Origin of the sequence: Phyllobacterium ifriqiyense (assembly GCF_030817885.1) — a bacterium.
Taxonomy (GTDB): domain Bacteria; phylum Pseudomonadota; class Alphaproteobacteria; order Rhizobiales; family Rhizobiaceae; genus Phyllobacterium; species Phyllobacterium ifriqiyense.
In genome coordinates this window covers 331,032-356,759 of record NZ_JAUSZT010000002.1, presented here as the reverse complement: position 1 = coordinate 356,759, position 25,728 = coordinate 331,032, and the positions used below count along the sequence as shown (strand labels likewise).

Sequence of the window (25,728 nt, the reverse complement as noted above, 5' to 3'; positions counted from 1 at the left end):
CTCAGGCGGCAAAACCGACGGGCGTTTTGGCAAAATCAACAAAACCGGGAAGTGCTTCAATACGCTGTAGCCAAGCGCGCAAGTTTGGGTATGCAGAAAGGTCAACATTTCCTTCAGGCGCACGGGCAGTGTAGCTGTAGATAGCAACGTCCGCGACCGTAATATGATCGGCAGCCAACCATTTCCTGACAGTTAGTTCCCCTTCGAGAACCTTGTAGAGTGCGTGCGCGCGTCCGATGACTTCTTCAGCATTGAACTTTGCTCCGAATACTGTGATCAGTCGGGCCGCCGCAGGACCGAAGGCAAGTTGCCCAGCTGCAACAGAGAGCCAGCGCTGAACTCTGGCACCGCCAACCGCATCTTCTGGAAACCAGTCGGTTTTGCCAAGCTTCCTGGCGACATAGACAAGAATTGCGTTAGAGTCCGAAATGACCGTTTCACCGTCTACAAGGACAGGGACCTGTCCGAAGCTGTTGAGCTCTAGAAATTCCGGCTTTTTATGTTCGCCTTTTGCCAGGTCAACCTCAATCAACTCAAAGGATTGGCCCAAGAGAGATAGAAAAAGTCGGGCCCGGTGCGCATGGCCGGAAAGGGGATGGAAATAAAGCTTCATGACGATGTCTCCGTTTGTAAAGCGATTCCATACCGACCGCCTTCAACGGGAAAAATGCACGAGCTGTTCAATCTGGAGAAGACCGTTTTGAGGAAAGGCAGTGTTCCACAAAATGGTAGCAATCGGCGAGATCCGGTTGCAAGCCGCGATGACTGTGCTCGATGCAAGCGTCAGCCAACATGGCAATTAGCGATAACACAGCGCCGGAATTCCTGCCCGCCGTTGCGTAGTTTTAATAAAATGGCCGCTCGTTAAGCGGCCATTTGGGATTTTTTGACCTAGGCAGCCTTAGCCACGTCGTTGCTGTGCCTGATCTCCGTGCCAAGCACTTTAAGACATTCTCTGATAAAGGCCGCAAGCGCAGTCCATCCTTTAGCGGATACCATTGTACCATCGACATAGGCTTCTGTGGGCGAAAGATCGATGTAGGTGCCGCCCGCTAAAGTGACTTCAGGTTCGCATGCTCCAAGTGCTGCAACCTTCTTGCCACGTACAACGCCATCCACGGCGATAAGTATTTGAACGCCGTGACAGATTGTGAAGATCGGTTTTTGTTTCTCGTGAAAGTGCCGGACAATAGCTTGGACGCGCTTATCTGTACGGATGTATTCGGGGCCGCGACCGCCAGCGGCGTATACTGCGTGGTATTGGTCAAGCTGCGTTTCGGCCTCTGAAAACGTCTTGTTGATCGTAAAGAAATGTCCAAGCTTTTCGGTGTAAGTCTGGTCGCCCTCGAAATCGTGCAGCGACGTTTTGATGAGGTCGCCTGCCTTCTTGTCTGGACATATGACGTGAACCGTATGCCCGACCGCTTCCATCGCCTGCTGATAAACGAATATTTCGTATTCCTCGGTAAACTCGCCTGTCAGCATAAGTATTTTCTTGCCTGCCATGTCTTGCTCCTCTTATCTCATGCATTGGGACGGCACATGCCGCCCGGTTCATCGTTGTTGGTTAAAACGGAGAATCGGGGAAGTAGTATTCCTTTGCATTCTCTTGTGTGATCAGTGGTGCATCGAGCTTGACGGTCCCGCGAACGGGCGCCTGACCAACGAGATTGGCTATTGTCATATAAATTGCGGTCTTGATCATTGCGGGCGGGTATGGTGTTTCGACCGGAGTCATCGCGTCACCATCCATAACCTTCTTTACAATATCCTTCATGCCATTCCCGCCGAGTGCAAGTTTGATGTCCTTGCGCCCGGATTCCTTCACCGCCTCAAGCACGCCGAGCAGCATGTCGTCATCGTTTGCCCAGACTGCGTCAATTTGAGGATATTTGGCGAGGTAGTCCTGCATCAGCTTGAACGCTTCATCGCTATTCCAGTTTGCATACTGAATATCCAGAACTTTCAGCTCTGTTTCTTTAATGGCGTCATTGAAGCCCTGAATCCGTTCGTCATCAATAACTGTTGGAATTCCGCGAAGAACAACGAGGTTGCCCTTGCCCCCTAGTTTTTCAATCAAGTACTTTGCCGTGTTTCGACCAACCGCGATATTGTCACCGGCAAGATATAGATCCTGTATAGAGGCATCGCTCAAACCCCGATCAACGACGGTAATAAACGTTCCGGCATCTTTGACCGCCTTGACCGGTGTGGTCAGTTCTTCCGAAGAATACGGCAGGATTACAAGCGCATCGAGCTTTCGACCGGCGGACAGATCCTCCAGGGCACTAACCTGAGCCGCGGCCGAGGGCGACGTTTTGACAACGACTTCCACGTCCGGAAATGCGGTGTTAACTTCCTTTGCGGCAGCTTGGGCATGGTAGACAACACCGGCAGTCCAGCCGTGGTCAGCCGCCGGTATTGAGACTGCGATCACTTTCTTATCGGCAGCCAGCGCCTGACTTGCGATCAAAATGACGCCTATGGCTACAGGGGCAATCCATCTACTCTTAAACATACATTCCTCCCAGAATTGGACCTGAAATTAATGATCCGCGTGGTCCCGACGCGGATTATTTTGAGAACCTTTGAATGAGCATAGCGATGATAATGATTACGCCTTGAACGCCTGCCACCAGATATTCAGAGACGAAATCCGACAGCACCATCAAATTAGCTATGAGTTCGAGGATTACAGCACCTGCGACCGTGCCCCATACGTGGCCTTTACCACCGCGCAGGGCCGTTCCACCGATGACGACGGCAGTGATAACCTGAAGTTCCCACAGGACACCCGTTGTTGGCGTTGCAGCGCCAAGGCGCGGGACGTAGCATATCGCTGCAATTGCTACGCATGCGCCTTGCATTGCGTAGGCGATCGTGCGTGTTTTGACTATTGAGATACCAGAGTAGCGCGCGACGTCTTCATTTGCCCCAACCGCAGCGCACTTGCGCCCATACTTCATCTTGTAGAGAATGAAGGACGCCACAGCGGCCACCGCAATTGAGATCAGGATTGGCAGTGGTATCCCCCCTACCGTACCGAAGTAAACAGGGCGGTAGGCCTCACGCAGGCTCCGATCAATCGGGATCGTCCCGCCGTCGGACATGTAAGTAATCAATGCCCTGAAGATTCCCATTGTGCCGAGCGTGGCGATGAATGGCTCGATTCTCCCTACCGTAACGATCAGACCGTTCATCAGACCACAGCCGGTTCCCACGACCACGGCTACGGCCATCCCGGCGGGAATTGCCCAAACACCCCACTCTGGTGCCATGCTGTTCATGAACATTATAGTGATGCCCGTGATGAACGCCGCCATCGCACCCACGGAAAGGTCCAGTCCCCCTGAGGAAATTACAAATGTTGCGCCGACCGCTATAATGGCAATGAAAGCACTACGCGTGATGACATTCCCCAGGTTCGTAGCGGAAAGAAAGTCGGGGTTGACGAGGAAGCCGACCACCAGGAGTGCCAGGAGTGCCAAAAATGGCCCAAAATCGGTCCAGCCGATATTCCAGTCCCGCTCCTGCCGAAGTGCTGCTGAGCCTGTAATAACACTCATGTCATTCCTCCCTGCTCGCCGCTGTCGTCACATCACTGGTTGCCAGCAGCGCAATTTCATGTTCCGTCATCTTCTCGCCTGTCACCTCGCCGGTAATGCGTCCCTCCCGCATCACGAGAATCCGATCACAGATGCCAATTAGTTCCTGCATTTCGGAAGAAATGACGATGCAAGTTTTGCCCTCTTCCGCCAGGCGCTGGATGAATGCATAAATCTGCGCCTTGTTTGCAATATCGATGCCCCGCGTGGGCTCATCGATAACAATGATTGACGGATCGGTGAGGAGCACTTTTGCAAGCAGCAATTTCTGCTGATTGCCTCCGGAAAGTTGCCCCGCCTTGACGCCAAAGCTCTTGAGCCGGATATCGTAATTTTCCACGGCTTTAACGAGGGCGGCTTGCTCACGAGCTTTGCGCATCATCAGGCCTGAATGAAAGCGTGTGAGTGCGGAAAGTGTCAGATTTGGCGCGAGCTTTTCGTTGAGCAAAAGTCCCTTACCTTTGCGGTCTTCGGTAAGGTATCCAATACCTCCATCCATGGCAGCGCGCCAATGACGGATATCGATGATACGGCCATTCAGCACGACAGATCCATGTGCCGGTCGCAAACCCATGATGCCTTCAAATACTTCCGTCCGCCCAGCACCGATCATGCCTGCAAAACCCAGGATTTCTCCCTTGTGTGCAGTGAAGAAAATGTCCTTGGCGTAGCCCGACACGACCAGACCCCGGACTTCCAGTGACGGCACGTTGGAAGCTTTGAGGCGTTTGACTGGATAAAGCGCCGCCAGATCACGCCCGACCATAAGGCGGGCCATGTCCATTTGCGTCAGACCTTGAGCAGGATAGGTTCCAACCATCTTGCCGTCCCGCAACACGCTTACCTGATCAGCGATCCGCTGCACTTCATCGAGACGATGGCTAATATATAGAACTGCGGCACCCTGCTCTTTTATCTTCAGGATAATTCCCAGGAGTCGCTCTACCTCATCTCCGGTCAAAACCGCAGTAGGTTCGTCAAATATAACAAGTTTATAGTCATCAAGAAGTGCACGCGCGATCTGAACAAGCTGCCGATCGGCAAGCGCGATGTCACGAACCAGCGCATTGGGCGATACCCGGCATCCCAATTCCAAAAGTTTTTCGGCAGCTATACGGCGCATGGATTGATCGTCGACCATTCCATTCCACATAAGCTCACGTCCGAGGAACAGATTCTCGGCAACCGTTAGTCCTTCTGCAAGCAGGATTTCCTGGTGAACGAGAACAATTCCTGCCTGCTGTGCATGTTCGGGCCTTGAGAACCTGACGTCGTAACCGGCTATAGAGAGCGTTCCTGCAGTTGGCTCCGCATATCCTGCAAGCAATCGCATAAAGGTTGATTTTCCTGCGCCATTTTCTCCGATGATGGCATGAATTCTGCCGGGTAGCACATCCAGCCAGACATCGGACAAGACCGTGACTGGACCATAATCTTTTGACATCCCTTTGGCTTGCAGAACCGGTCCACAAGTGTCGCCACCGGCTGCCTCATCGCTCTCCTGTTGAAGTCTTGAAGCAGCGAACATTGGCCGGCCTCAGTCGAATGCCGGGAGCAGACGATCACGCGAATGCTGGAGGTGCATACGCATTGCCTGTTTTGCAGCAGAAACGTCACCTGCTGCAAAGGCTGCGAGCAACGCTTCGTGCTCATCCAAAGCTTCTTCGGTTACGCGGGAGTGGAACATCAGACGGAAAATATGAAAATGTGAGTGCTGGTGATTAAGTGTCTCGCGGATAAGCTCGTTCCCTGCAAACTCCATGATCTTGTCATGAAATACCGCGTCCTGACGGGCGAATGTCGAGTAACGGATGCGCTCGTCCGTGCCGTCTCCGCGCCCCATGACACCCGCCGCTTCCTGAAGTGCTGCAAGCTTCGTCTCATCCATCACGGCGGCAGATTTCGCCGCACCATCCGGCTCAAGCAGCAGGCGCAGTTCGTACAGTTCGTCAAATCTGCGGCGGGTGATCTGCGGTGCAGCGCTATAGCCGATCAAGTGGGTCTTCACCACGAGCCCCTCTCCTTCGAGCCTGCCGAGCGCTTCCCTGATCGGCGTCTGCGAAACGTTCAACTCACGCACCAAATTATCGACGGTTATGCGGGCTCCCGGCGCGATTTTCAGTGACATTAACTGTGCAAAAATGGCGTCATAAACGCTTCCCGCCAAGCTATTGCTTCTTTGGATGAAACCACTTTGATCAGGCGCTTCGGTTATGATCATCGAATTTTTCTTCTGCATAAGTTGCCTCTTGACATAGACCCTCACTAGCATAATGGTTTCGTATATGCAATCCCATATCCTATACGATTTTATATCCCCATTCTGTAAACGCTTCCAAGGAAATGGACGATGACCCTTTTTGCTGCACTTCGGCTCCCACGTGAAATTCTCTTTGGCAAAGGACAGCGTCATGCTTTACCGATGGTTGCCGCAAGACTCGGAAAGCGAGCGTTGATCTGCACCGATGAGCGGTTCGCAGCGACGGCGATATTTGCGCAAATCCACGAGGCGCTAAACGCAGCCTCTATAGAGGTCTTGATCTACGACGCGGTTCAGCCGGATGTGCCAAGTGAGACGGTGTCGCTTTGCGTCGATGATGCGCGGGAGTTTGGTCCGGACATGGTAATCGGCATTGGCGGCGGAAGCTGTCTGGACATGGCAAAGTGCGCGGCTCTCCTGCTTAGCCATGGCGGGGAACTGGAGGATTATTATGGCGAGTGCAAGGTTCCCGGCCCTGTTCTTCCAGTCATTGCCGTTCCAACGACGGCTGGAACGGGATCTGAAGTAACGCCGGTTGCAGTCATCTCCGACTCTGGGCGGACCCTTAAGGTTGGAATATCCAGTCCCCATCTGGTTGCAACAGCGGCCATTTGCGATCCGGAACTAACAATGACCTGCCCGCCCGGTTTGACAGCAGTTGCCGGTGCGGACGCCCTCACCCATGCCATTGAGGCTTTTACAGCAGTTCGCCGCGGCACCGATCACACATTGGCGCAGAACCACGTCTTCATCGGCAAAAGCGCACTGACCGATCATTTTGCATTGCTGGCAATTAAGCTGCTGGGCCGCAGTTTGGAGAAGGCCTGCAAGGATGGGTCGGACGAAGATGCGAGAGCTGATGTGATGATGGGTGCACTGGCAGCTGGCTGCGCGTTCGGCACAGCAGGAACTGCCGCAGCCCATGCAATCCAGTATCCCGCCGGAGCAGTCACGCACACGGCTCACGGCCTCGGGGTGGCAACCATGATGCCTTACGTCATGAATTATAACAAACGTGTCTGCGCCGCTGAAATGGCCGAGATCACCACAGCTCTCGGCCTCGCCAGTGGCTCGGATATTGAAGAGAATGCAAAAATTGCAATCGAAGAAATCCGCAGGCTTTTCGCATCGATCGGCATAACACCCACGCTGGCTGACCTTGGTCTGCCTTTAGACAAGCTCGATTGGACTGCCGAGCAGGCGTTCGGTATCGACAGATTGATCAAAAACAATCCCCGAACCTTCGATCTGGACGCGATGAAACGTCTTGTAAGAGCAGCCTATGACGGCGACTTCGCCGCTTCTGCCATTTAATCACCGAGGAACAACACATGACCGTTGCACAGAAAACGCTGACGCCTGACGTCAATGGACCCGATATCGGCGCCACCACTCGTGGTCTGTATATTAACGGAAGCTGGTGGCCGGCTTACAGCAACCAACAGATTGATGTCATCGATCCGTCAACAGGCAAACGAATTGCGGCTGTGGCCGACGCGACGGTAGAGGATGCGCGCGCATGCATCGATGCTGCCGCCGCGGCAGGCCCCGCATGGCGTGCAACTCCCCCTCGTAAGCGATCCGAAATCTTACGACGTTGCTTTGAGTTGATGATTGAACGTTCAGAGATGCTGGCCACACTCATATCGATGGAGAACGGCAAGGCATTGCGCGATGCTCGCGGTGAAGTCGCCTACGCTGCGGAATTCTTCCGTTGGAACGCGGAAGAGGCCGTACGCATCTCAGGAGAATTTGGGATAGCGCCATCAGGCACCAATCGGATCATTGTTGACTATCAGCCCATAGGGATTTGCCTGCTAATAACACCTTGGAACTTTCCGGCAGCTATGGCTACTCGCAAAATCGCACCTGCCTTGGCCGCAGGTTGTACGGTGATCTTGAAACCAGCAAGTGAAACGCCACTGACCGCCTACGCCCTGGCCTCCATCTATGAAGAAGCCGGCTTACCATCAGGCGTCGTCAACGTTCTGACAACAAGTAATCCTGGCCCCATCACCGCTGCAATACTGGCAGACCCGCGCGTGAGAAAGCTCTCATTTACGGGTTCGACCGGAGTCGGTCGACTTCTGTTAGGCGAAGCAGCCAAGCACGTTATTTCCTCCTCCATGGAACTCGGCGGCAATGCCCCATTTGTGGTATTTGATGATGCCGATCTTGAAGCCGCACTCGACGGAGCCATGATCGCCAAGATGCGTAACGCGGGAGAAGCATGCACCGCTGCCAACCGCTTCTATGTACAGTCTGGAATATATGATTCATTTGCCGAAGGCCTTACGCGGCGGATGGCGGCTCTGAAGGTTGGGCGAGGCGTTGATGAACAGACGGAATGCGGCCCGATGATAACGCGAAAAGCTGTTGAAAAGATCGATCGATTGGTCCAAGATTCGATAATCAAGGGTGCCCGCGCTCTATGCGGTGGCGAAATGTCCGCTGGGTCCGGTTTCTTCTACCCGCCAACGGTTTTGGTTGATGTTCCAGACACTTGCGAGATGGCGCGCGAAGAAATCTTCGGCCCCGTCGCGCCGCTTTACCGTTTTGAAACGGAAGAAGAGGCAGTCAGCTGGGCCAACAACACGGAGTATGGACTGGCCGCCTATGTCTATACGCGCGACCTCGCCCGCGGGCTTCGTGTTTCTTCCGGCATAGAAGCTGGAATGATCGCGTTAAACCGGGGGCTGGTTTCCGACCCCGCCGCTCCCTTCGGCGGAGTCAAGCAGAGCGGACTCGGGCGCGAAGGCGGCCAACATCATGGCATTGCCGAGTTTATGGAAGCCAAGTATATCGCAACAAGCTTCTGAACCGGGAGACTGATCTTGGAAAATGATCCCTTCCGCATCCGCGCTCATGTCGCAGATTTCGATATTATCGTGGAGGACATTATTGCAGCCAGTGCCAGAACCCGCGATAGGCTCAACGCCAAATTGGACGTCCCATATGGGACTGGCACCAATGAAACGCTGGACATCTTCCTCCCCGATGGCGCACGCGAACGCCGTCCGGTGCACATATTCATTCATGGAGGCTACTGGCGGATGTTCTCCAAACGGGATTACTCCTATATTGCCGAGACAGTGACTAGCGCCGGAGCGATCGCCATTATTATCGATTATGCGCTTATGCCCGGCTCCAGGATGGCCGTGCTCGTGGATCAGGTGCGACGCGCGAAGCAATGGGTGATCCAACACATCGCCGATTATGGTGGTGATCCGTCTCGGATTACTGTGAGTGGGCATTCTGCTGGCGGCCACCTTGCAACATTCCTGTTTCACAAACCGGACGGCACTTCGAATATTGCTGCAGGGCTTTTGCTGGGCGGGATCTACGATCTGAAGCCTTTGCAAAAATCTTTTCTCGCTTCCGAAATTGGCATCACCGATGCAGAAGTCGAGGCATTCTCGCCCATTTCACATCACTATGACAAAGGCTGCGAAGTGCTTATCGCCGTCGGAGCCAACGAAACGCCTCCGTTCCACCAGCAAGCGGCGGACTTCGCCACTCTCTTGGCTGCCGGGGGGCAGAAAGTGACAACCAGAAACATCGCTCAAGCTGATCATATGAGCAGTGTTCGCGATCTCGGACGTGAAGATCGTCCCTCAGCGACCCTCCTGAAGGACCTTATTTTAAGACATCGGTAAAAGAAACTCACGAATGCCTGTGGTGGCGACTGCCCGCTCAAGAATAATCGCACCGGCGTAGGTCCGGGTGCAATCATCCCTTGAAGACGTGACGAGTAAATCCTGAAATTTATTACGGGAAACAGTTACTCGAACATCGCAGGCCGGCTCACTCTCCGGCGCTGACACGTCGCCGACTGCGCCACCTTGCAGCATAAGGCAGTGCAAACATGTACAGGCCACTGAACAGCATCAAGAAAAGTGGGATCAAAGGAGAGTAGACTACCCACATGGGACGATCACTGTCATTCATCCCCAAGAGAGCGAAATTAGCAATGATGGTTATCGTAAAGACGATAGACAGCCATCGGTGTGCCAGCCGAATCCAAACATTTATATTCAATGGAATCCCCTTATGTTGCGCCTGATGACATCCGATTATTTGCGCCGGTCGGCTTCACTCTATCGATGCCAAGACCTTTTCAAGGGCATCGAAAAATTTCGGCCATCCATCCCTGGCACCATGGTAGGCCTGCTCCTGATCCGGTCGGAATCCCGACTGTTCCATGCGCAGCCTCGTCCCCGTGCTCGTCGGAATGAGTGTCCATGTGACGACACTCTCAAGACCATACGCTGCCCATGTATATGACAGCCTCCTGTCCTGCTCGATTGCCGTTACCTGGCAGTTAACCGAGCCCCAATCTGCGTTAAGACTGAACCGGTGATCGACAACAGGCTTGAAGTCATTTTTCATGAGCCATTCCTCTATGAGGTATGGTTGCGTCAGAGCGCGCCAGATCTTTTCCGCTGGATAAGAGATTTCACGCTCGACAACTACGGAGCGTGTTTGCGTTGAGGCTTCGGTCATTAGTCCATCCTTTTGAGCAGGTTTTCGAGGTCATCAAATCGGTCTTGCCAGAAGCCGGTCATTTGGCTTGTCCAGTCTATCAGCGGTGCCAGAGCAAAGAGTTGAGCACTATAGTGCGTCTGGCGACCTTCCTGCCGATCGCGCACCAGCCCTGCCCGCTTCAATACTGCAAGGTGCTTTGAGACCGCGGGTTGCGATATTCCGGCCTGGGCCGTCAGCGCCCCAACCGTCTGCTCTCCTTCTCGGCACATGCGCTCGAAGAGAGCCCGCCTGGTCGGATCGGCGAGCGTTTTGAACAATATGGTGTGGCTCGGCAGCAAAACATATATCTCCATGGTTATGATTAAACGTATAACCATTGAGCTATGCGTTAGTCAAGCGAGCTTCTCCGAAACACCCTACGCAAGCGTCTCCGTCATGATAAACTGAACGCTTCCTTCAAGTGACATTATGAAATGCGTAACCCAATGCCACTTGACCTCGCCCTTAGGGCAGGCCTTAGACAGGTGACATGACTCATTCTCATCTGCTTGCCGGTCGTTTCCTCGCGGCCACCCGTCTTTCTGCCAAGGCACTGCGGCTCTATGCTGAGCAAGGGCTGCTTGTCCCGGCCTATGTCGACCCACAGACCGGCTATCGGTATTATTCGGCGCAACAGGCACCTCGTGCCCGGCTGATTGCCAGATTGCGACAGCTTGGACTGTCGATGGCCCGCATCGCTGTCTTGCTGGAACTGCCAGCAGAAGCGCGTGCAATCGAATTGCGCACGTGGCTGGAGGCGCAAAATGCCCGTCTCGCCGTCCATACCGAATTTGTTGAGGCAATGGCCTTCCAAGCCGACCTCACACATCCTGCTCTGTCGATTGCGTTGCGCAAGGTTGATGCCACCAAAATCGTCAGCCGTCAGCGAGCGGTGACAGTGACCGGCCTTAATGGCTTTATGGCGGAAGCCGAAGCGGATATTCGCAAACATCTTGCCGCTTCAGGTCTTGCCCATAATGGCAGGATGAGTGTGCATCATCACAACCTCACCACACGTGACGCTGATGGTCCTGTCGAGGTTGCGATAACCTGCGATGGCCCCGTTGAGCCAACCAGCGACTTGATAATCCGTCTGCTGCCTGCTCGGCGTGAGGTCTTCACGCCGGTACCCGCAGACCAACAGAATTTCCCCTTGGTGCTGTCCGTCTACGACGCAATTGAAACCTGGATCGACCGGCAAGGCCTTACCATCATCGACAGTCCTTATGAAATCTATCCCGGTAGCGACAACGCGCCTTTCGACATCGTCTATCCAGTCAATCCCTGAAGAAAGTGCCTAAATATGAATATCCCCTATGTCGGCTCCGGACCTTATTGCTACGCCAATGCCTTTGCCATGATGTTTGGTGCCGCTGCGCCCTCGACGGCCGTGATCGAATTCTCCACGGCAAGCCCGTTCGGCATGCAGCTGATTGGCGGCAGATTGCCCTTCTTTGACCCTTATGGCTGGGATCCGGAACGAGGTTTTGACGACGCGCTTGCTGCTCTCGGCTGGTCATCTGATGTCGCAAGAGGCGGAACGGCTGAGGAGGCGCTTTCAGGCTTAAAGTCGGCGCTGACCCATGGGCCCGTCTGGGTGGGTCCGGTCGAAATGGGATATCTGACCCACCAACCTGGCATGAAAGAACCCATAGAGGCTGACCATTATGTTGTCGTGCTGGAGGTCGATGAGGAGCGCGTGCTGATGCATGATCCCCAAGGCTACCCCTTTGCATTGCTCCCTCTGACCGATTTTATGGCTGCTTGGGCTGCGAAGACAGTAGCTTACGGAACGCCCTACACCATGCGCACCAGATTCGTACGGCAACGAAATGTAACGGAGGTCGATATCATTAAGGCTGCGATCCCGGCAGCAAAACAGTGGCTGTCGATGGAACACGCGCCTGTTATGCCCGCAGGCAGTTTGGGCAATAGCAGAGCGGCCGAAGCACTGGCAGAACTGGTCGCCGACAACTGCGATGATGCCTTGCGCGGACACCTGATCCATTTTGCGGTTCGGGTAGGTGCCCGCAGGACCAGCGATGCCGCGGCTTGTCTCGCCCGTATCGGCAGTGTAGATGCCGCTGTCATCGTTGCTGAACAGGCCCGTCTGATAGGCAGTTTGCAACATCCCCTTGTCGTTGGGGACGACAGGAGAGCCGCAGCCGCGCTTATGAACCTGGTACCTACCTATGACCGGCTACGTGCGGTTTTGTAGTTTGAATTCACAGTTTGGCCGCCACGCTGCAAGACCAAGGCAGTTTGATGCTCGTTGCTTACGGTGTCCGAATGACTTTGGCCTATCACTCGGACGAGGAAAAAAAAGCCAACAATGCTTCAGCAAGCCGTTCAGGCGCTTCTTCGGCGACGTGATGTCCACTGTCGATGCCGTGGCCACGCAAGTCTGGCGCCCAGGGTCGCCACACGCCAAGCACATCGCCATAAAGTAGCTCGAGATCATCCCTGAGCGACCACAGAACAAGGGTAGGACAGACTACTGTGCGACCGCTGTCCCGGTCGATGCGGTCATGATGGGCGTCGATCGCCAAGCCGGCTCTATAGTCGCCGAGCATCCCCCTCACCGTCTCTGGGTTGGTGATCGCCGCCAGAAAATCCGCGTGGTTCTCGCTTCCCATTGCTTCCTCAGACCCGCCATACCATGCAATCGGATCAGCGAGAATAGCCTGCTCAGGCTTACCTGCCTGGGCGAAGAAAAACCAGTGCCACCATTTTTCCGCAAATAGCCCATCACAGCGTTCCAAAGCCTCCAAGATCGGCACCCCGTCCAGAATCGCCAAACGTTCAACCCGTCCGGGGTGGTCCATCGCGCAGCGGAATGCGGTGTAACTTCCTCGGTCGTGGCCCGCTATCATAAACCGCTGGTGGCCGAGCGCTTCCATCAACCGAACGCAATCATCGGCCTTTGCTCGCTTGGATGCCTGCGAATGACTCGCCATGTCCGGCGGCGACGACGACTGCCCGAAGCCGCGCAAGTCAGGGCACACCACGGTAAATTTTGCTGCAAGGATAGGCGCAACGCGGTGCCATGTCGTGTGTGTACGTGGGTGCCCGTGCAGGAGAAGAAGGGGCGGACCTGAGCCGCCGTGCCGCACTCGCAGCACGGCATCGCCGACGTCGATCCGATCCAGTGCGAAGCCTTCGAACATTTCCCCCACTCTATCACCGGCGAAGGCATAGTAAAGTTTTTCCCTCGCAGCTGCACACAGGATCTTGGTCGTTCTGACAAGACTATCAGGGGGAGCTTGCCTCCAACGAGCCACGACGGCCTTTGGTTGTCCAGATTTTTATATTTCATTGCAAAGTATCAAAGGCAACACCAGAACCTGAGCGCGCAATAGAAAGTTTGCCGATACTGGAGCCTAGATGACACCACCACCGCGGGCTTTTGATCACCAGGAACTGCTTTCCTGCTAAAAGTGTTAAATCTACTGTCCCATGGTAAGTGATTGGGAATAGCATACGAGACGCGAGGCACAAGGTGCCAATCAAGCACGGTGTGAAAACAACTTTTGGGGACATCATATGGGACGAGCCACTCAGCCAGGTCTATGAGACTGTGGGGCAATGCACTCCTGAGATCGAGTATAGTGTCTCTCAGTTCGATAACCATGAACATGAGGTGTCGCTCGACAGATGGTGCGCCTGGAAATCCGATAAACTTAACGCATACCACTACTGATGGGTGACAGCTGCGGAGAGGCCAACAAAAGATAGGGATGGGCACGGTTAATCCGATTGCCAATCAATGGCACAGAACCCCACAGCCCCCAATCTTCTGTAAGATACCGGCGACGGCTAGCGTTCCTTGAAGGTATAAAAAGATCATTTGGCATTCGGATTGCTTCCCTGATGATACAAGAACTGCATCATGGCAATGAATTTTTTACAAACACTCAAATGATGGAAGGAGCCTCTACCGTTTATTTAAACGGCGGACGGACATCGGTTAAAACAACATTTGCAAGCAATCCGCGAGCCACACAGCGCAATCCCGTAGGTTCAAACAGAACTATAGGTTTCTCGCCGAATATGGCTGACAGGGCTGAACGGATATATCGTGTGCCATACCCTGCCCTCGTCGGTTCCTTCACAGGCGGCCCCCCACTTTCAATCCATTCCAGCGTCAAAATCGGCTGTGCGTCATCGGATATCTTCCAGATTACACTTATACGTCCTTCATCCGTGGACAAAGCGCCATATTTGATGGCATTTGTGACCAGTTCATGCAGACATAGTGCGAGTGTGGTGCCAGCGTCGCGGTTGAGCAGAAGCTCCGGGCCATCGATTTTCAGCCGCTTTGCCTTGTCCGCATAAGGTTTTAAGGTCAGATCAACGATTTCTCGCAGGTCGACCGTGTCGCCACCTTGTTCGAAGACAGCCGAATGAACATTAGCCAAGGCTCCCAGGCGCCCCTCAAAGTCCGCCACGAGCGTGTCAATCGTATCTGCTGCGCGACGGGTCATTCTGAAGATAGAGCTTACGCTCGCCAGAATATTCTTGACCCTGTGATTGAGTTCGAAGCGGAGATCTCGCTCACGCTCGATCGAATCTCTGACTTCACGCTGTCTTAAACGCACCAGAAATGCGGACTGCACAGCAGTCACCAGTTCGAGAGATATGACGGGCCTTTGAAAATATATTTGCCTTGCTTGCGGCCATAGTCTTTCCAATTCCGCGCGAATGCGTGCATGCGGGGCCTTTCGATCCAGAAGCACAAAAATAGGCAGGTCCGACCAGTTCGGCTGTGCCGACAAATGAACCGCAATGGCTTCGATTGTCTGGGGCGTCAGGGATTCATGCGTTACGAGAATGACGCCGGGCGATTGCGCGAGCAAATCGGCCAAATCATCTGTGCTGGCGCACACCCTGACGCTCATGCCATTTTCAGCGAGCAAAATCTCGATAAACGCGGCGTCCCTACGGTATGGAGCAAGGACGAGCGCCCAATCAAGTTCGCTCTGGTTCTCGTCGTGCATCAGAGTTCAGGAAGGGGATTATAAGGAACAACGGACACGCCCGAACTCTGGATCAGAAGCTCCCTGACGTCCAGATCATGAGGACCATGGCGTTTTTTTACCACCGTTATACTGCGCCTCAGCTTTCCTTCGTGTTCTGATATTCTCAAAAGCAGCACTGTATCGCCGAGAAAACTGACGTCGACATCAATCCCAACATTTTGACCCAGCAGCCCGTGTTGTGCCACGATCAACATCGTCAAAACGCCCGACCGGGCAAGGTATTTCAGCAGCGACTGTATGTCTCGCACAGCCTTTTCACGATGCGGGAGGGAATTCAGGTATCCGGTGAAGCTGTCAATCACAACCACCCGCGATTTTTCCCGGGTGACGACTTCCTGAGCGATTTTGCCAAACTCCCCAGGCGATATTTCGTTAGGATTGAAATCACGGATGATCAGCTGACCGTCTTTGTGAAACTGGCGCAAATCCATTCCCAACCCTTCTGAACGCCTGAAGAAAGTTTCCAGACGTTCTTCAAAAAGGAACAGCGCAACGCTTTCGCCGCGTTTCAGGGCGGCAGTAGCATACAAGGAGGACATGGTGGACTTACCCGTGCCGGATTGGCCAATCACGAGCGTCGTGGTACCGGATTCTTGTCCGCCGCCAAACATCTCATCAAGTGCGGTGACGCCCGATTTGATCAGTTGCGGCTTCACGGTCTCGGATGCGGTACCCGGAATGATCCTCGGATAGACGATGACGCCCTCCCCCTCACGTATCGCCATGTCGTGATATCCGTCGGCAACGGGTACGCCGCGCATTTTGCTGACCTCTATACGGCGACGAACCCCACCATATTCTTCAAGAGACTTGTCGAAGCGGATCACACCATGGGCAATACCCTCGACCTCTTCGCCATTGCGCTCGGAGGAACCACTGGTCTGCGTATCAAGCAACAACGCCACGACACCGTGCTTGGCAAGAAACGCCTTGAACCCCAGCAACTCCCTACGAAACCGTGGGGAATCGCCCGTGATCAGCCGGATTTCCAAAAGCGAGTCGTAGACAAGCCGAGTGGGTTTATGGTCCTCAATAGCTTGCTCCACCGCTTTACGGGTCTCGTCTAGCCGAAGCTCCGTCGTTTGAAAAATGGACTGATCAGACGCGCCATTTACAGCGTCTGATGCTGACAGCTCTTCCACCCTGATACCGTCGAGTTTCCAACCGTGAGAGACAGCAATGGATTTCAGTTCCGCCGTCGTTTGGGAAAGGCTGACGTAGAGACAGCGTTCGCCGTTTTGAGCACCTGCAAGCAGGAATTGCAGTGCGGCCGTGGTTTTGCCAGATCCGGGCGCTCCCTGGAGAATGTAAAAATTGGAGGCGGGCAGTCCTCCCCTCAGGATTTCGTCCAATCCGGTGATACCTGTTTTGACAACCGGCGGTTTTTTTGGCGTAGCCATGCAAGGAGTTCCATTCTTGGAATACAGGAGCGGCGGGTACGCCGACCGCTAAAAGCCGAACAAGCCTCAGGCTTATATTTCATGGCTGTGATCGTCAACATGGCGCCCTGTTGAGACTGCGATTTGCCCCGCATCAATCAGCCGCGATTCGTTATTTCCTCCTGTACAGTTCCTGGCCGCCTTGATGATATGGTCGGGTGGGATGGCTTATCCTAGAATCGACCCTCGATCGGAAGGGTTTTGTTGGTTGTCTGTCGGTACCTGAACCCGCCATAAAGTTGATAGGGTCAATACGCGAACGGCGGCAGCCAGTTTGTAACCTCCCCAGATCTGCATTATGATCAGGGGGCTGCCGCATGCGCATGATTGCTGATATGAGGATCTTATCGCTGGCGTGGCAAAGTTCCATTTTTTCTCATGGTGGACAACAAAGTCCTTGTTGAACAATGCGCGTCACACCCCCAAAATTCTATCGACCTTCATTGGATGGAACGAGACATTCGAAAGGATGTGGGAACGGAAGCGCACTTGGGTAGTTTACTGAGATGAGGGAAGCAATTCTAATGACCGAACTGCGCAACAATCCAATTGAAAAAACAATACAATCTGCTCGTCGCGATGACCCTAGCATTTTCTCGATTTTGACGACGCGATCGGTTTCGAATGTTTCCAGTGGGCTACATCTGGCCATCAAAGGCCAAGTGTGATGTCGATTGTGAAAAACGACCTTGCTGACAACAGTTTAAACGACCCACACAGACTGCTTCGTAATATGATTGATCAGGTGCCGGACTACCTGTTTGTCAAGGATCTGGATTGTCGCTTCATCGTGGCAAATGAGGCAGTTGCCCGTATTCACGGATTTGAAAGTCCGGATGATCTGACCGGAAAGAACGACTTCGACTTGCATGATGCATCCTCTGCAGCAAGATTCTCCCAAATCGAACGTCAGGTCATTCGTACTGGTGTTGCAATGATAGGGATGGAGGAATGCGTCGTTGATGCTGCTTCTGGTAAGGAGAGGTGGTTATCCACTTCAAAGGTCCCGCTAAGATCAGCAAATGACACTGTCGTAGGGCTGATTGGAATCTCGCGTGACATTTCTGCTCGCAAAAGAGATGACTTTCTTAGGGATGAGCAGACAGCGATACTTGAGATGATTGTTGTAAATTCGCCTCTGCATGCAGTTCTTGATCGCCTGGTTAGACTTATGGAAAGACAGCTGGTCGGTGTATACGGTTCAATTTTGTTACTTGACGACGGTGGTACTCACCTCAAGCATGGAGCCGCGCCTGCGTTGTCGCAAGAGTATTGCGGGGCGATCGACGGCCTCCCCATTGGACCTGGTGCCGGATCGTGCGGGACTGCTGCCTGGCTTGGCGAAAGTGTGATCGTTGCCGACATCGCCAGTGATCCACTTTGGAAGAATTACCGCGATCTGGCTTCCCGTCATGGTCTGAAATCCTGCTGGTCGGCTCCTGTATTGTCTCACGATGGCATCGTCCTTGGCACGTTCGCACTTTACTCGGCCAGAGTACGCCATCCGGAGCCGGCAGAGATCAACCTGACACAAATCGCGACCAGAATCGCAGCAATTGCGATCGAACGGAAACATGCCGAGGATAAGATCCGCCACATGGCTTACCACGATATGCTGACTGGTTTGCCAAATCGTAGTCTCCTGACAGATCGCCTCACGCAGGCAATGTTACAAACGAAACGGCACAACCCATGGGTCTCGGTCCTTTTCGTCGATTTGGATAATTTCAAGTTCGTCAACGATAGCCTCGGGCACACTGCAGGCGATGAACTTTTAAAGACGGTTGCCCGACGTATGGAGAATTGTATACAGCCGACGGACGCGGCAGTGCGTATGGGCGGCGACGAATTTGTTATCCTGTTGACAGATCTACCGGAAAACACCGACGCGATTGCTGCCGCAATGCACAAAATCCGAGCAGCGATCCTGGAGCCAATGATTATCAGAGGCCGAGAGTTCCACATCACTTGCAGCATAGGTATCGCCACCTATCCCCAAGATGGAACAGATGCTGAAACCTTGATCGCAAATGCGGATATTGCCATGTATAAGGCAAAGGAAGCAGGGCGGGACGGATTTCGCTTTTTCACGCCGGAACTTAATATAAAAGCCCATGAAAGGTTAGCCCTCCACGACGGAATTCGCCGAGGCATTGCTCAATCCGAGTTTCACCTTTTGTATCAACCTCAAGTGGAACTGGAATTCGGACGCATATTCGCTGTGGAAGCCTTGGTCCGGTGGAATCATCCGCAATTGGGACTGATCAATCCCAACGAATTTATTCCGTTGGCAGAAGAAACGGGGCTTATTGTGCCGCTTGGCGAGTGGGTTCTTTACGAAGCGTGCAAGCAGAACAAAAGATGGCAGGACGCCGGGTTTGAACCAATTACCATGTGCGTCAATGTCTCGGCTCGTCAGTTTCACGATCAGAATTGGACGAGCCGTGTCATGCACGCATTGGGCGAAACAGAATTAGATGCCAAGTGCCTTGAACTTGAGCTTACTGAGAGTTTGGTAATGCGGGACGTCAACGAAGTAATTGCGACAATGGAGGAACTGCGCAAAGTCGGTGTCAGTTTTGCCATTGACGATTTTGGTACGGGATATTCAAACTTAAGTGCCTTAAAAAGCCTCCCGGTTTCACGGTTGAAAATAGATAGGTCTTTTTTACGAAATTTGGTTGAGGATGACGATGACAAAACGATTACCGCAGCCGTCATATCGCTTGCGCAAAAGCTCAACATGAAAGTGATCGCAGAAGGGGTTGAGACCCACGAGCAGCTGACATTTCTGCGTGAAAATCATTGTGACGAAGTGCAAGGTCATTTATTCAGTGAAGCAGTATCTTCCACCGAAATAGGCAAACTGCTCCAGAACCAACAATCGAGATCAGGGCTGGCGCCGGCATGAGGTGCTGCTGCAATAAAACCGTCCGCACAGGCAAGCCAGCCGGGAGGCTGTCGGTAACTCTACCGCTTTGAAATTCACAGATTGGATGTCCGGCGAGCTGTCTCCCCGGTCTGACGGTGTCGCGAAAGAAACACTCAGGTGAAACCGAGGATTTATTGGATGACCTGGGTGCATTCAACGATGGAGTTGAGTACTGCTCAGCTTTCACCAGCTGGCTGAAATTCGATAAATTTCGTGTCGAACAGCAGGCTGGCCACCGCCAGCACATTGCCATCCGATTTTCTGATTGTAAGCCAAATTCTACCATTGCCGCATTCCACCAGTTCGTCACGTGCCAGGTCGGTTACAATCCTTGATGCTTCTTTAATGGCGCCGGCATTGTCAGGAAGTTCCACCCCTTCATCATCGCGGGTCCTGCCGTCGCCATTGTCCAAATCGAAGTAATATCGGCTCATGCTTTTTCCTCTTCTGGAACATAAGCCTCTTTGAAGGATTAGGTTCCTACAGGTGCCGATAAAATTTCAACACGCCCTCTGGAGTACGTTTCTTTGATTGAATCCTTGCTACTGAAACTTGAGAGTCACGATGTCGTATCAGTTGCGGAAAAGTCATTACTGCAATCAATGATAACCCAGGACAAGAATTTTTCCGCGGATGAGGATCTTGTCGTCGAAGGAAGCCGTCCGAGGTATAGTACACTTCTGGTGGAGGGCTTTGCTGCTCGCTACAAGGTACTTGAAAATGGGAGTAGGCAAATTACATCTCTGCATGTTTCCGGCGATTTTGTGGACCTTCATGCCTTTCCTTTGAAGGTTATGGATCATGGCATTGTTGCACTCACACCTTGCCGCATAGCTCTTTTCGATCACAACGATATCAACATGGTTACCGAGAGATTTCCCCATCTCACGCGATTGCTGTGGCTGCAAACCCTTATCGATGGCTCTATTCACCGGGAGTGGATCGTGGGAATGGGACGGCGACCCAAGAAAATACATCTCGCCCATTTGATTTGCGAGCTTTTCATCCGTCTGCGAGTGGTGGGCCAGACACGGGATAATTCGTTTAGCTTTCCTCTCACACAAGCCGAGCTGTCAGATGTGATGGGCATATCAGTGGTCCACCTGAACAAAAGCCTGCAAATGTTACGGCAGGAAAATTTCTTCAAATGGGCGGGTAAGATCGTGACTATTCTCGATTGGGAGCGTCTTAAAGAGTATGCCGATTTCAGTCCTCTTTATCTCAACTTAAGTGCCGAACCGCGCTAGTTCCAGAGGGGGGCTGCCTTCAAACAGGATCATTCGAGTACGCTGGCACGTTGAGGGAGCCCTTTCTTGGAAGGCCATGAACAAGCTCCCCGCGCTCTCTTTAATGAAGACGCGCGCGATGTGGCGCAGGTGAGCGCAGAAAACCGACTATAAACCACCGATCAGTCTATGGACCGCATGGGCCGGATATTATCAACGCTGATATCGCCAACAATGACCCCTCGCGTCAGATCGGTTCTATCGCTTTCAATCTCGATGATCGTATAGAGCTTGTCATCGCGGAAGGCACTTGCATTGAAAGTGGTAACATCATCGGCAGGTGCCGCATCGACTTCCATAAAATCAAGCTCGCGGCCCGCGGCTACAATTCTTGCATCGCCACTGGTCCGCGCAGCCACCACGACCTCTCCTTGAAACGGCGAGTTCTCCCATCGGGGATCGTCAGGTGAGGCGGTCGGCACAACCCTATAGACGTGAAGTCTTTCGCCTTGGCCGACAAGGCCGGACGAGCGGCTCGCAGCATCGGCAATCTGCGCTTCACTTTCTACGGATTGTCCAAAGGATGTCGGGCTGCTCTTATCGAAAGCAGGATTGCCTCCGGATCTATCTTCATTTGACATTGGGAACCTCCCTGAGTTGTCGTTGGAACGAGCTGGCAGGGTTTTCGTTCCCCAGGCTTACAACCTAAAGAAGATTTTTGGCGTCAGCCTGTTGCCGCGTGAAGTCGATCACCGGCCACTCCTGCGTTGTTTCGGCTTGTACGGGCCGCTCGAGATAGGTCGACAGCACGACATAGCTTCGCGTCGCCTTCACACCTGGCGTTGCGTACAGTTGCGCCAGCAAATGTTCAAGAGCTTGAGTCCCGTTCGTGCGAACCTTGAGCAGCATGCACGCGTCGCCCGCTACCGAATGGATTTCCTCCACTTCCGGGTACTGGCTTATTGCCAGCAAGGTCGGTGTTTTCCCCCAGCCTGTTGTGTCCACATGGACAAACGCCAGAAGCGATTTTTCTACACTTGCGGGGTCTATCAGTGTTGAGACGCTTTTGATCGCTCCCCGCTGCCGCAAGCGTTTGACACGCTCATGTGCCGCCGGGGCCGAAAGGCCAACTCTCTGTCCAAGTTCAGCATAGCTGAGGGTCGCATCCCCCACCAGTTGACCTAACAATTTTCTGTCCATTGGGTCTGCCGTATGCGCCTCCCCTTTATGGTGCAGAATACCATCTGTTTTTTTCACGACCGTAAACTCCCTGGTTGCCGCCGAATAGTATTCGAATATTGTGAGCTTATGCAGAATGATAATCACGTAACAAGCGAAATTTCATCAATGTCGGTTCCCGCAATAGTCTGGGCCCTGACGGGATGCATTGGTCTGATCGGCTCAAATTCACTTGCACTGGGTCCGATTGCGCCGGCAATTGCCGATGGGTTCGACGTTGAAGTTCAGGACATTATGCTGGCATCTGCTGCCTTTGGGCTTGGGACCGCATTGGGGGCCATCGCTTTGGGGCAACTGATAGATCGGGCGGGCCCTCGTAGAACGCTTGCCTATGTCATGTTGATAATGGGGATCGGTTTTATCAGCAGTGGTGTAGCTCAAGGCGCAGTCGTCCTGACGATTTCTCAGTTTCTCGTCGGTATATCGGCCGGTGTCGCCCTGCCCGCAATTTATACTCTTGCTGCCGTCGTTGCCTCGCCCGGACATGAAGGGCGCACGATTGGCGTCGTACTCACGGGCTGGACGATCAGCATGGTGGCGGGTGTACCCCTTTCGACGTTGATCGCTGACGGTCTTGGCTGGCGTGCATTTTACATCGCAATCGCCGCAGCGGCACTCATTGCTGGAGCGGGATTATTGGTGAACGGGCAGGAGCATGAAGCACAGCGCAAGGGTGTTGCATCAAGAACGCCAATCACCGCCCTGACGATCAAAGGCGTACTGCCGCTTCTGGCAGCCTGTGGGTGTTTCATGGCGGCTTTTTACGGCGTCTATGCTTATGTCGGTGATCACTTGCATGTGAACCTGGAATATCCTGTGCGAGCCAACGGGCTTGCAGCAATCTCCTACGGAATCGGTTTTGGAAGCGCCGTATTTCTGGACCGTTATGTTGACGCCTATAGTGGCCGTCGCATTTTGCTCCCCTTAATTTTTCTGATGGTCGCCGTGGTTTACGCCGTGATGTCGCTCGTATCAGGCACCTACACCGGGGTTCTTGCCGTCATGGCAATCTGGGGCCTCGCAAATCACTTCGGCCTGAACGTGCTGATTATGCGACTAACGGCCCTGGAACCTTCACAACGTGGGGCAATAATGGGTCTCAATAGCGCCGTAACCTACCTTGCACTGTTCGCTGGGACTATCGTCATGGGTAAAGTCTACGCGGCCGAGGGGTTTGTTTACATTACTCTATGCGGGGGCTTGCTCAGCTTGCTTGCAAGCGTTTTTTCGCTCTGCGCGGCCTATGTGCAGAGCCCGGACTAATTGCAGCGGGAACGGCTGGCGTATGTCTTTGCACCGCCTTGAGTATTGAGCGAACGAATGTTATGTTCTATATTTGTTCCACAAGAATCAGAAATAGGAACTAGATTTTCGATGAGTGTTGCGCATCTTGATAAGTTGAACGTTGCACAACGCAAAGCTGTTGAATTTGGTATCGGATTACCTGACGGTCAAACTGCTGGCCCTCTTCTTATTATTGCGGGTGCCGGATCGGGTAAGACCAACACGCTTGCCCACCGGGTTGCTCACCTTATCCTGAATGGCGCCGATCCTCGCCGTATCCTCATGATGACCTTCTCCAGACGTGCATCCGCCGAAATGTCAAAACGGGTCGGCCGTATCTGTACTCAGGTGCTTGGGCAAAAGTCATCGATTATGACCGACGCCTTGGATTGGGCCGGAACATTTCATGGGATAGGCGCAAGGCTATTACGTGACTATGCCGAACAGATTGGGCTTGACCCAAACTTCACTATCCACGACCGGGAAGATTCGGCCGATCTGATCAATCTGGTGCGTCATGAGCTTGGATACTCCAAAACTGAGACCCGCTTTCCCACCAAAGCTACATGCCTGGCAATTTACTCTCGCGTCGTCAATTCCGAACGTCCTCTCAACGAGGTTCTCAAGGATGTTTTTCCCTGGTGCGCCATGTGGGAGACACAGCTTCGCCAGCTTTTTGCCGGTTATGTAGAAGCCAAGCAGGCACAGAATGTTTTGGACTATGACGATTTATTGCTCTACTTGGCGCAGACTGTTTGCACCCCGGATCTTGCCGAGGATATTGGCGGTCGATTTGATTATGTGCTTGTCGATGAGTATCAAGACACCAACCGGCTGCAATCCACCATTTTACTGGGCTTGAAGCCGGGCGGATGTGGTCTGACGGTAGTCGGTGATGACGCGCAATCTATTTATTCGTTCCGCGCTGCTACCGTTCGCAATATCCTCGACTTTCCAAGCTCGTTCACTCCACCGGCGGATGTCATCACACTTGACCGCAATTACCGCTCCACACAGCCGATCCTGAGTGCGGCAAACGGCGTGATTGATCTGGCATCCGAACGCTTCACAAAAAATCTCTGGACGGAGCGACAGTCTGCGGAAAGGCCGAGACTCGTCTCTGTGCGCGATGAAAACGAGCAGGCAAATTACATCGTCGAGCAGATATTGGAGACCCGGGAAATCGGAACAACTTTGAAACAGCAAGCGGTGTTGTTCCGTACTTCACATCACAGCGGACCCTTGGAAGTTGAACTGACCCGGCGCAACATTCCTTTCGTCAAATTTGGTGGATTGAAGTTTCTCGACAGCGCCCATGTTAAAGACGTATTGGCCATGCTTCGCTTTGCGCAGAACCCGCGTGATCGTGTTGCCGGATTCCGCCTCATGCAGATACTTCCAGGCGTTGGTCCTGCTTCGGCACAGCGCGCACTTGAAGACATGGCGATAGATGCGGACCCATTAAGTGCCCTCACCCAGCATCCGGCACCTCCGCGCGCCGGTGACAATTGGTCGGACTTCGTTTCGACCGTTCAACAACTAAGCGCCAGAAGGATGGGCTGGCCTGCCGAGATTGAGTTGGTCCGGCGTTGGTACGAACCGCATCTGGAGCGTATTCACGAAGATGCGCAAATGCGCCAGGCTGATATTCTTCAGCTTGAGCAAATTGCCAGCGGCTATCCTTCGCGAGAGAGATTTCTGACTGAACTCACTCTTGATCCGCCGGACGCGACAAGCGATCAATCTGGCGTCCCATTGCTGGATGAGGATTATCTCATCCTATCGACGATCCATTCAGCCAAGGGACAAGAATGGAAATCGGTTTATCTGCTCAATGTGGTAGACGGCTGCATGCCGTCCGACCTTGGTACCGGCTCAACTGCAGAGATCGAGGAAGAGAGGCGCCTGCTCTACGTCGCCATGACAAGAGCAAAGGATAGCTTGCACCTTGTCACCCCTCAGCGGTTTTTCACGCATGGCCAGAACGCCAAAGGCGATCGGCATGTTTACGCTTCCCGCACACGGTTCATTCCAGCCACTTTACTGCAATATTTCGAGTGCTGTTCATGGCCGATTGCACGCCCTGAGAACGCGAGGGAAACTGAGGCCCGTGGCGTTCGGGTTGATGTAGGTTCACGCATGCGTGCCATGTGGAGTTAGTTCCCTCACCGAGCCTTTGG

Annotated in this window: 24 protein-coding genes; 9 read left to right on the top strand and 15 right to left on the bottom strand. The window is 53.4% G+C overall.

Annotated elements, in window-relative coordinates; all coding sequences use genetic code 11:
• Position 1 precedes the first annotated feature (1 nt).
• The 6 genes from QFZ34_RS03280 to QFZ34_RS03255 form a co-directional block, all read right to left on the bottom strand.
• On the bottom strand, positions 2 to 613 hold the full coding sequence (locus QFZ34_RS03280; RefSeq protein WP_115054861.1) for a glutathione S-transferase family protein: 612 nt from the start codon (positions 611 to 613) through the stop codon (positions 2 to 4).
• Positions 614 to 891: 278 nt separating this feature from the next.
• On the bottom strand, positions 892 to 1,506 hold the full coding sequence (locus tag QFZ34_RS03275) for a DJ-1/PfpI family protein (protein ID WP_115054859.1): 615 nt from the start codon (positions 1,504 to 1,506) through the stop codon (positions 892 to 894).
• A 61-nt stretch (positions 1,507 to 1,567) separates the two neighbouring features.
• On the bottom strand, positions 1,568 to 2,518 hold the full coding sequence (locus tag QFZ34_RS03270) for a substrate-binding domain-containing protein (RefSeq protein WP_307276901.1): 951 nt from the start codon (positions 2,516 to 2,518) through the stop codon (positions 1,568 to 1,570).
• Between the two features lie 55 nt (positions 2,519 to 2,573).
• Positions 2,574 to 3,566: an ABC transporter permease gene (locus QFZ34_RS03265; protein WP_307276896.1), complete on the bottom strand. Its 993-nt coding sequence runs from the start codon at positions 3,564 to 3,566 to the stop codon at positions 2,574 to 2,576.
• A gap of 1 nt (position 3,567) precedes the next feature.
• Positions 3,568 to 5,049 carry a sugar ABC transporter ATP-binding protein gene (locus QFZ34_RS03260; RefSeq protein ID WP_307278878.1) on the bottom strand — a complete coding sequence of 494 codons (1,482 nt, stop codon included), beginning with the start codon at positions 5,047 to 5,049 and terminating at the stop codon, positions 3,568 to 3,570.
• Between the two features lie 93 nt (positions 5,050 to 5,142).
• The gene (locus QFZ34_RS03255) at positions 5,143 to 5,844 is read right to left on the bottom strand and encodes a GntR family transcriptional regulator (protein ID WP_307276893.1); all 702 of its coding nucleotides are present in this window, start codon (positions 5,842 to 5,844) and stop codon (positions 5,143 to 5,145) included.
• 111 nt (positions 5,845 to 5,955) lie between these two features.
• On the opposite strand from QFZ34_RS03255, the gene QFZ34_RS03250 reads away from it, so the two are divergent.
• Genes QFZ34_RS03250 through QFZ34_RS03240 form a run of 3 tightly spaced genes read left to right on the top strand, consistent with a single transcriptional unit; the run spans position 5,956 to position 9,521 of the window.
• Positions 5,956 to 7,179, top strand: coding sequence for an iron-containing alcohol dehydrogenase (locus QFZ34_RS03250; RefSeq protein WP_307276890.1), 1,224 nt, complete (start codon positions 5,956 to 5,958; stop codon positions 7,177 to 7,179).
• A gap of 17 nt (positions 7,180 to 7,196) precedes the next feature.
• Positions 7,197 to 8,684 (top strand): NAD-dependent succinate-semialdehyde dehydrogenase, encoded by a 1,488-nt coding sequence (locus QFZ34_RS03245; protein ID WP_307276887.1) that lies wholly within the window; start codon positions 7,197 to 7,199, stop codon positions 8,682 to 8,684.
• A 15-nt stretch (positions 8,685 to 8,699) separates the two neighbouring features.
• Entirely contained in the window at positions 8,700 to 9,521 is an 822-nt protein-coding gene (locus QFZ34_RS03240; RefSeq protein ID WP_307276886.1) for an alpha/beta hydrolase, read from the top strand.
• 148 nt (positions 9,522 to 9,669) lie between these two features.
• Here the strand turns inward: QFZ34_RS03240 and QFZ34_RS03235 are convergent, their stop codons facing one another.
• The 3 genes from QFZ34_RS03235 to QFZ34_RS03225 are packed head-to-tail and all read right to left on the bottom strand — an operon-like array spanning position 9,670 to position 10,703.
• Positions 9,670 to 9,903: a hypothetical protein gene (locus QFZ34_RS03235; RefSeq protein WP_307276883.1), complete on the bottom strand. Its 234-nt coding sequence runs from the start codon at positions 9,901 to 9,903 to the stop codon at positions 9,670 to 9,672.
• A 54-nt stretch (positions 9,904 to 9,957) separates the two neighbouring features.
• Entirely contained in the window at positions 9,958 to 10,368 is a 411-nt protein-coding gene (locus QFZ34_RS03230) for an SRPBCC family protein (RefSeq protein WP_307276880.1), read from the bottom strand.
• The gene (locus tag QFZ34_RS03225; protein ID WP_307278875.1) at positions 10,368 to 10,703 is read right to left on the bottom strand and encodes an ArsR/SmtB family transcription factor; all 336 of its coding nucleotides are present in this window, start codon (positions 10,701 to 10,703) and stop codon (positions 10,368 to 10,370) included. Before QFZ34_RS03225 ends, QFZ34_RS03230 begins: the two co-directional genes overlap by 1 nt.
• Before the next feature lie 176 nt (positions 10,704 to 10,879).
• Between QFZ34_RS03225 and QFZ34_RS03220 the strand changes: the two genes are divergently transcribed.
• Positions 10,880 to 11,677: a MerR family transcriptional regulator gene (locus QFZ34_RS03220; RefSeq protein ID WP_307276877.1), complete on the top strand. Its 798-nt coding sequence runs from the start codon at positions 10,880 to 10,882 to the stop codon at positions 11,675 to 11,677.
• Between the two features lie 15 nt (positions 11,678 to 11,692).
• The gene (locus QFZ34_RS03215; RefSeq protein ID WP_307276874.1) at positions 11,693 to 12,607 is read left to right on the top strand and encodes a YobF C-terminal domain-containing protein; all 915 of its coding nucleotides are present in this window, start codon (positions 11,693 to 11,695) and stop codon (positions 12,605 to 12,607) included.
• An 85-nt stretch (positions 12,608 to 12,692) separates the two neighbouring features.
• Here QFZ34_RS03215 and QFZ34_RS03210 read toward each other — a convergent pair whose 3' ends face one another.
• From QFZ34_RS03210 to QFZ34_RS03200, 3 genes are all read right to left on the bottom strand, one after another.
• Positions 12,693 to 13,556 (bottom strand): alpha/beta fold hydrolase, encoded by an 864-nt coding sequence (locus QFZ34_RS03210; RefSeq protein ID WP_307276871.1) that lies wholly within the window; start codon positions 13,554 to 13,556, stop codon positions 12,693 to 12,695.
• A gap of 774 nt (positions 13,557 to 14,330) precedes the next feature.
• Positions 14,331 to 15,386: a sensor histidine kinase gene (locus tag QFZ34_RS03205; protein WP_307276868.1), complete on the bottom strand. Its 1,056-nt coding sequence runs from the start codon at positions 15,384 to 15,386 to the stop codon at positions 14,331 to 14,333.
• On the bottom strand, positions 15,386 to 16,828 hold the full coding sequence (locus QFZ34_RS03200; protein WP_307276864.1) for a DUF7125 family protein: 1,443 nt from the start codon (positions 16,826 to 16,828) through the stop codon (positions 15,386 to 15,388). Before QFZ34_RS03200 ends, QFZ34_RS03205 begins: the two co-directional genes overlap by 1 nt.
• 706 nt (positions 16,829 to 17,534) lie before the next feature.
• On the opposite strand from QFZ34_RS03200, the gene QFZ34_RS03195 reads away from it, so the two are divergent.
• A complete protein-coding gene (locus QFZ34_RS03195; protein WP_307276861.1) occupies positions 17,535 to 19,778 on the top strand; it encodes a sensor domain-containing protein in 2,244 nt (747 codons plus the stop codon).
• Positions 19,779 to 19,975: 197 nt separating this feature from the next.
• Here the strand turns inward: QFZ34_RS03195 and QFZ34_RS03190 are convergent, their stop codons facing one another.
• Complete coding sequence (locus QFZ34_RS03190; protein ID WP_307276858.1) at positions 19,976 to 20,233, bottom strand: DUF6894 family protein; 258 nt, start codon at positions 20,231 to 20,233, stop codon at positions 19,976 to 19,978.
• 93 nt (positions 20,234 to 20,326) lie between these two features.
• Here QFZ34_RS03190 and QFZ34_RS03185 point away from each other — a divergent pair, with 93 nt between their 5' ends.
• Positions 20,327 to 21,046, top strand: coding sequence for a Crp/Fnr family transcriptional regulator (locus QFZ34_RS03185; RefSeq protein ID WP_307276855.1), 720 nt, complete (start codon positions 20,327 to 20,329; stop codon positions 21,044 to 21,046).
• Between the two features lie 161 nt (positions 21,047 to 21,207).
• Here QFZ34_RS03185 and QFZ34_RS03180 read toward each other — a convergent pair whose 3' ends face one another.
• Both QFZ34_RS03180 and QFZ34_RS03175 read right to left on the bottom strand, forming a co-directional pair.
• A complete protein-coding gene (locus tag QFZ34_RS03180; protein ID WP_307276852.1) occupies positions 21,208 to 21,666 on the bottom strand; it encodes a hypothetical protein in 459 nt (152 codons plus the stop codon).
• A gap of 64 nt (positions 21,667 to 21,730) precedes the next feature.
• A complete protein-coding gene (locus QFZ34_RS03175) occupies positions 21,731 to 22,225 on the bottom strand; it encodes an Lrp/AsnC family transcriptional regulator (protein ID WP_307278870.1) in 495 nt (164 codons plus the stop codon).
• A 147-nt stretch (positions 22,226 to 22,372) separates the two neighbouring features.
• Between QFZ34_RS03175 and QFZ34_RS03170 the strand changes: the two genes are divergently transcribed.
• Both QFZ34_RS03170 and QFZ34_RS03165 read left to right on the top strand, forming a co-directional pair.
• On the top strand, positions 22,373 to 23,527 hold the full coding sequence (locus QFZ34_RS03170; RefSeq protein WP_307276849.1) for an MFS transporter: 1,155 nt from the start codon (positions 22,373 to 22,375) through the stop codon (positions 23,525 to 23,527).
• A 111-nt stretch (positions 23,528 to 23,638) separates the two neighbouring features.
• On the top strand, positions 23,639 to 25,708 hold the full coding sequence (locus QFZ34_RS03165; protein WP_307276846.1) for an ATP-dependent helicase: 2,070 nt from the start codon (positions 23,639 to 23,641) through the stop codon (positions 25,706 to 25,708).
• Positions 25,709 to 25,728 lie beyond the last annotated feature (20 nt).